Raw genomic sequence first — 5,159 nt, forward strand, 5'->3', positions numbered from 1 at the left:
AAGAGCAACGAGATTCCCGCCTAAGGGGTGGGGCATAGCGGTCGTGGCCTGGAGCGTGATCGCTGTGCTGTTTATGGGGACGACTGTGTGGGCCGGGGCTCTCGGGCTCGTGCGGCTGGGACTGGCCGGAGCGGAAGATTTCAAGTCCAGCGAGACGGTCGTGACGCTATGAGGTTTGTGGTGCGGGTTCCCGGCGTTTGGCCGGGTCGTTGATCCATGCCTTCTGGGGTATCTCGGGTGGCCGGGGGCGGCGGCCGAAGCGTTCGGGGTGGCGGGCGTATGCCTGGGCGAGGGTGACCGCGCGTTGGTCGCGGACCTCCTCGGCGGTGCCGAAATGGACGCTGGCGGGCGTGTGCCGGCCGATGCCCGAGTGCCGGTGCTCGTGGTTGTAGTACGCGATGAACGCGTCGAACCACTCGCGGGCGTGGGCCAGTGAATCGAACCGTTCGGGATAGTCCGACATGTACTTCGTGGTCTTGAACTGGGCCTCGCTGTAGGGGTTGTCGTTGGAGACCTTCGGACGCGAGTGCGACCTGGTCACCCCCAGATCGATCAGCAGTTGGGACACCTTCTTGCTCGTCATCGAGGTGCCGCGGTCGGCGTGCACGGTCTCGGGCACCATGTGGTTGCGTGTGATGGCCTCCCGGATCAACTCCTCCGCGCGCTCAGCGGATTCGGCGGCCTCGACGGTGTGGCCGACGATGTAGCGGCTGAAGATGTCGATGATGACGTAGGCGTGATACCAGATGCCCTTGACCGGGCCGGCCGCCTTGGTGATGTCCCAGGTGAACACCTGCGACGGGCCGGTGGCGACCAGCTCGGGCACTGTTTTGGCGGGGTGGGTGGCCTGGCGGCGGCGTTCGCCGCTCTGGCCCCACTCGCGCAGGATCCGGTACATCGTGGAGATCGAGCAGTGGTGGCGCCCGGCGTCGAGCTCGCGGGCCCAGATCTGTGCGGGCGGCAGCTCGGCGTACTCGTCGCTGTTCATCAGCTCCAGTACCGAGGCCCGCTCTTGGGCCGCGAGGGCCGAGGGCTGGGCCTGCGGCTCGCGGGGTCTGCGCGGCGTGGGGGGCCGCAGCGGGCGGTAGTGGGTGGCGCGGGAGCGGCCCGTCAGCCGGCATGCCGACGTGATGCCCAGCTCGCCCTCGATGCCGGTGAACGCTTCGTCCACGACCGGCTCGGCGGTGTGCTTCAGTCCGCGCTCTCGGAGATCATTTCCAAGAGCGCCGAAGCTTTTCCCAGGATTTCCAGTGCGGCCTTGTTCCGGGCCAGTTCCTTCTCCAGCCGTTCCACCTGGCGGCGCAGCTTCTCGTTCTCCGCCTCGGCGGCGGACCGCTTCGGCCTCGCCGGGCTGGTGCGCCGGTCGACGAGGTTCTCCAGGGCTCCGGCGTCCCGTGCGGCCCGCCATTCCGTGAGGTGCGAGTGGTACAGGCGCTCGCGGCGCAGGACCGCGCCCTTCTCGTTCTTGGGTGCGGCGTCGTACTCGGCCACGATCCGCAGCTTGTACTCGGGGCTGAAACTGCGGCGCTTCGGCCTGGGGGCCGGGTCGGATCCGGCGGGCTTGGTGCTGGTCATGAGGGGTGGGGTCTCCTGGCGTGCCCTCTCAGGCTAACCCGACAAAGCGGGACGTCTCACCCAAGGCTGACAGAGAGGGCTGGGACCTGACGGGTCCTGGCTGCCGATCGCGGTGGACGGAGTGGAACTGGTCAACCCGGCGCGGACACCCGCAATCACGCGGTACCGCTACCGGGGCGACACCATCCCCACCCCCTGGACGATCACCTGACGAACAGCCCACGACAACAACTGTGGAGAGCCCGGTACTCGGTAACGGGTACGCCGGGTTCGGCGAGCGGCCTGGAGAGACGGGCTGGTGGCAACACCGGTACCGCGCTCCAGGCCGACTCAACCGTTTCCGCCCCAAAGCCAGCCGTCCCCAAGTGAAACGGCGAGGCTAACGATCTCCGGCAACTTGGGGGAACCTCACATACACCGTTTGGGTGGCGCACCGTAACGGAAGGCAACGGATCGAGTTTGAGTATGTGCCCCCGCACCGTGCGGGTACCAGGCCAAGATAAGGGACACACACATGCTCAAGAAGATCGTCGCCTCGACCGCGGTTGCTACCGCTGCTCTGGGACTGGGCGCCGCCCTGGCCCCGCAGGCCATGGCCGTTGGCAACGACGAGGTCAACATGGTCAACGGCAACGGTGCGTCCCAGATCTACGGCAACATGAAGACCACTGGCGACATGAGCCCGCAGATGGCGCTGGTGCAGGGCTCGCTGAACAAGCCCTGCATCGCCCTGCCGGCCAAGCTCAACGTTCAGAATCTGGTGGGCGTGGTCAACGTCGGTCTCCAGGACGTCCCGATCCTGTCGGCCACGCAGAACCAGCAGTGTGTGGAGAACTCCAACCAGGTTCAGGGTGACGGGGCGCTCTCCCACATCCTGGACGACATCCCGGTTCTTTCTCAGAACGGCTCCGCCAACTGACACAGGCTGTCACCCCTTGGCAGCTAGGGCCCGGAAGGCCGGGTGGTTTACTCCACCCGGCCTTCCGGGCCCTTTTGAGAGAGGCGACTGAGGATGACTGTGCCTAGTGCTGACCTGACCCGAAGCTTCCAGTTCGCTCTGGACCCCACTGAGGCGCAGAGGGAAATCCTTGCTCAGTCCGCGGGTGCGTGCCGCTGGGCGTACAACTACGCCATTGCTCAAAAGATGGATTCGCATCGAGCGTGGGCTGCAAGGCGCGATGCGCTAATTTCCCAGGGCTTGACCACATCTCAGTGGAAAGACTGCCTCCGAAAGGAGGCCTGCTCAGTGAAGGCTCTGCATGCAGCCTGGGATCATCACCGCAGGTGCCTCATTAAGCCGGCCGCCGCGAACCCTGCCCCAGCGCAGTCATCCCCAGAAACCGTTGAGCTGGTCGCTGAGCTTGCCCGCCAACGTCAGATGGCCCGCGTAGCTGAGAGACCCGAAGAACATGCCAGACTGCTCGCGCAGGCCAGGAATGCTGTCGCTCACTATAAGAGTCAGCTTTTCTCCCGAGGGGATTCGGTACCCAACCAGCACGACATGGCCGTCATATGGCGCACCGTCAGGGACCTTCCCAAAGAAGAAGGCGGCACACCTTGGTGGCACCAGGTAAATGTCTACTGTTTCACCTCTGGATTCGATCGCGCACAGGCTGCCTGGAATAATTGGAAAACTTCAGCCAGCGGCGAACGAGGGGGCCGCAGGGTAGGTTACCCTCGCTTCAAGAAGAAGGGGTCCTGTCCTGACAGTTTCACCCTTTACCACGACGTGAAGCAGCCCTCCATCAGACTGGATGGGTACCGGCACGTCACTCTTCCTAAGATCGGACGCGTCCGTGTCCACGGCTCAACGCGACGGCTCGCCCGCCTGATCGCAGGAGGCCAAGCCCGCATCCAGTCGGTGACTGTCACGCGTAGAGCCCAACGCTGGTACGCCAGTGTCTCCTGCAAGCTGTTCATCTCACTGCCAGCCAAACCCAACGCCCGCCAGCGAGCTGGCGGTACGGTCGGAGTCGATCTCGGTTCCAGATACCTGGCCGTCCTGTCACACGGTGTACCCCAGCCCAGCTGCTGCAGCGAGAGCGTGATTCCTCACCCAAGGCATCTTCTGCGCTCCCTGCCGGCCATGGCCAAGACCGCCCGCCTCATGGCACGTGCCAAGCCCGGTTCAACGCGCTATAGAAAGCGGGCCGTACAGCTCGCCAGACTGCACCATCTCGTGGCACTGAGAAGAGCAGGCACGCTGCATAAGGTCACAAAATCGGTAGCTCGGTCCCACGAATATGTAGCGATCGAAGACTTCGATCTAGTCGATCTTTTGGCTTCGACGCGCCGAAAGCCCGCGCCGCGTGGCATCCAAGCGGGAATCAAAAGCTTGTTCAATCGTCAGCTGATGGACGCGGCTCTCGGTGAGCTTCGTCGGCAGCTTGAATATAAATGCCCTCAATACGGATCGAATCTGATCAAACTTGAGCGAGGTCAGAGGGTAGCCAGCATGTGCTCCCGGTGCGGTAAACTCAACAAGGATTCCCTGCCGTCACACACGAACTTCGCCTGCCCATCCTGCAATTATGTGACTGATCGGCACGAAAACGCCGCAGCTTGCATTCTGATGATTGCTCAACGTAGAATCAACCCCGTCGCCTCGGGTAGCGGGGAGACGTAAAACGCTCGCCGAGCAGCGATAGTTCCCATCTCTTGACAGATGTGAATTTTCGTCGTGTTGAAGCGAGAAGCCACGAGAGTGCCACCCCCGAAGAGCGATCCTCGGGCGCCCTAGCGGGTGACCACAGCAGTGCATCGTGATAAGCACTGTATGCATAATTAAGAGTTAACGCATGTTCTGCAGGTGCCGCCCCTCGTCGCACAGGGGCGGCACTTGTTTTTGTGGCGGAAGGGCGCCAGTTCCCGGAGCCAGGGGGCTGCCGATTAGTCAGGGTCATTGCTTGAAGGCGGTGTGTCCGGGTTCGTTACCCGGTGAGTCCGATGGCTGACAGGGGCCGGTGGTGGTCGCGGGCGGTGTGGCGGAGGGCGGCGGCGATGTTGGCGCGGCCGTCTTGGCGGTGGACGCCGATGGCGAGGTTGCGCAGGCTGGCCATGATGCGGGGCAGGTGTGCGGTGCGGATTTTGGAGTCGTCCTCGCGGTAAGTCCGGTCGCGGACGTGGTGCAGGAGGTTTTCGATGCCCCAGTGCCCTCTGATCCATGCTGCGAACTGTGCGCCGTCGGCGGCTCCGGGCGGCAGGCTGGTGATCAGGTAGACGCGCTCGATGGTGAGCTTGCCGGAGCTGAGCTCGCGTCGCCAGCGCACGACTTGGAGGGCCTGACGGGCGTCGGGGTAGTCGAGGTGGGCGAAGGCGGCGGTCTTCAGGCGGCGGATCTCGTCGCGATGATGGGCGCGGGTGCGGTCGTAGTGGTCGAGCGTGATCTCGTGCCAGGGCAGCTTGCGGATCCTCTCGTAGAGGCCGGGGTGGTTCTTCTTGACGACCGCGATGTAGTGGGCGCCACGTCGGCGCAGGTAGGTGCCGTGGGCGTGCTGAGTGTGCAGGGCGACGGTGGTGATCACCGTGCCGGTGAGATCGAGGGTGTCCAGCAGCGGGGCGAAGGCGGGAATCTCGTTGCTCTT

General features: G+C 64.1%; 6 protein-coding genes and 1 pseudogene. 3 read left to right on the plus strand and 4 right to left on the minus strand.

Annotated features, from left to right (window positions below; genetic code table 11):
* Nucleotides 1-166: 166 nt before the first annotated feature.
* Both J7E97_RS31160 and J7E97_RS31165 read right to left on the minus strand, forming a co-directional pair.
* The gene (locus J7E97_RS31160) at nucleotides 167-1,171 is read right to left on the minus strand and encodes an IS3 family transposase (protein ID WP_215034269.1); all 1,005 of its coding nucleotides are present in this window, start codon (nucleotides 1,169-1,171) and stop codon (nucleotides 167-169) included.
* Between the two features lie 20 nt (nucleotides 1,172-1,191).
* Nucleotides 1,192-1,575, minus strand: a complete 384-nt coding sequence (locus tag J7E97_RS31165) for a transposase (protein ID WP_215034271.1) — start codon at nucleotides 1,573-1,575, stop codon at nucleotides 1,192-1,194.
* A gap of 514 nt (nucleotides 1,576-2,089) precedes the next feature.
* On the opposite strand from J7E97_RS31165, the gene J7E97_RS31170 reads away from it, so the two are divergent.
* Nucleotides 2,090-2,494, plus strand: a complete 405-nt coding sequence (locus J7E97_RS31170) for a rodlin (RefSeq protein WP_215034273.1) — start codon at nucleotides 2,090-2,092, stop codon at nucleotides 2,492-2,494.
* 93 nt (nucleotides 2,495-2,587) lie between these two features.
* A pseudogene (locus J7E97_RS37145) lies at nucleotides 2,588-2,719 on the plus strand (helix-turn-helix domain-containing protein); the annotation flags it as partial.
* A gap of 183 nt (nucleotides 2,720-2,902) precedes the next feature.
* Here J7E97_RS37145 and J7E97_RS36740 read toward each other — a convergent pair.
* On the minus strand, nucleotides 2,903-3,025 hold the full coding sequence (locus J7E97_RS36740; RefSeq protein WP_285428911.1) for a hypothetical protein: 123 nt from the start codon (nucleotides 3,023-3,025) through the stop codon (nucleotides 2,903-2,905).
* Nucleotides 3,026-3,076: 51 nt separating this feature from the next.
* Here J7E97_RS36740 and J7E97_RS37150 point away from each other — a divergent pair, with 51 nt between their 5' ends.
* Nucleotides 3,077-4,201, plus strand: coding sequence for an RNA-guided endonuclease TnpB family protein (locus tag J7E97_RS37150; RefSeq protein WP_374224286.1), 1,125 nt, complete (start codon nucleotides 3,077-3,079; stop codon nucleotides 4,199-4,201).
* A 304-nt stretch (nucleotides 4,202-4,505) separates the two neighbouring features.
* Here J7E97_RS37150 and J7E97_RS31180 read toward each other — a convergent pair.
* Nucleotides 4,506-5,159, minus strand: a 654-nt coding sequence (locus J7E97_RS31180) for an ISAs1 family transposase (protein WP_215034277.1), incomplete at its 5' end; no start/stop codon positions are given.

Origin of the sequence: Streptomyces sp. ISL-66, assembly GCF_018614135.1 — a bacterium.
Taxonomy (GTDB): domain Bacteria; phylum Actinomycetota; class Actinomycetes; order Streptomycetales; family Streptomycetaceae; genus Streptomyces.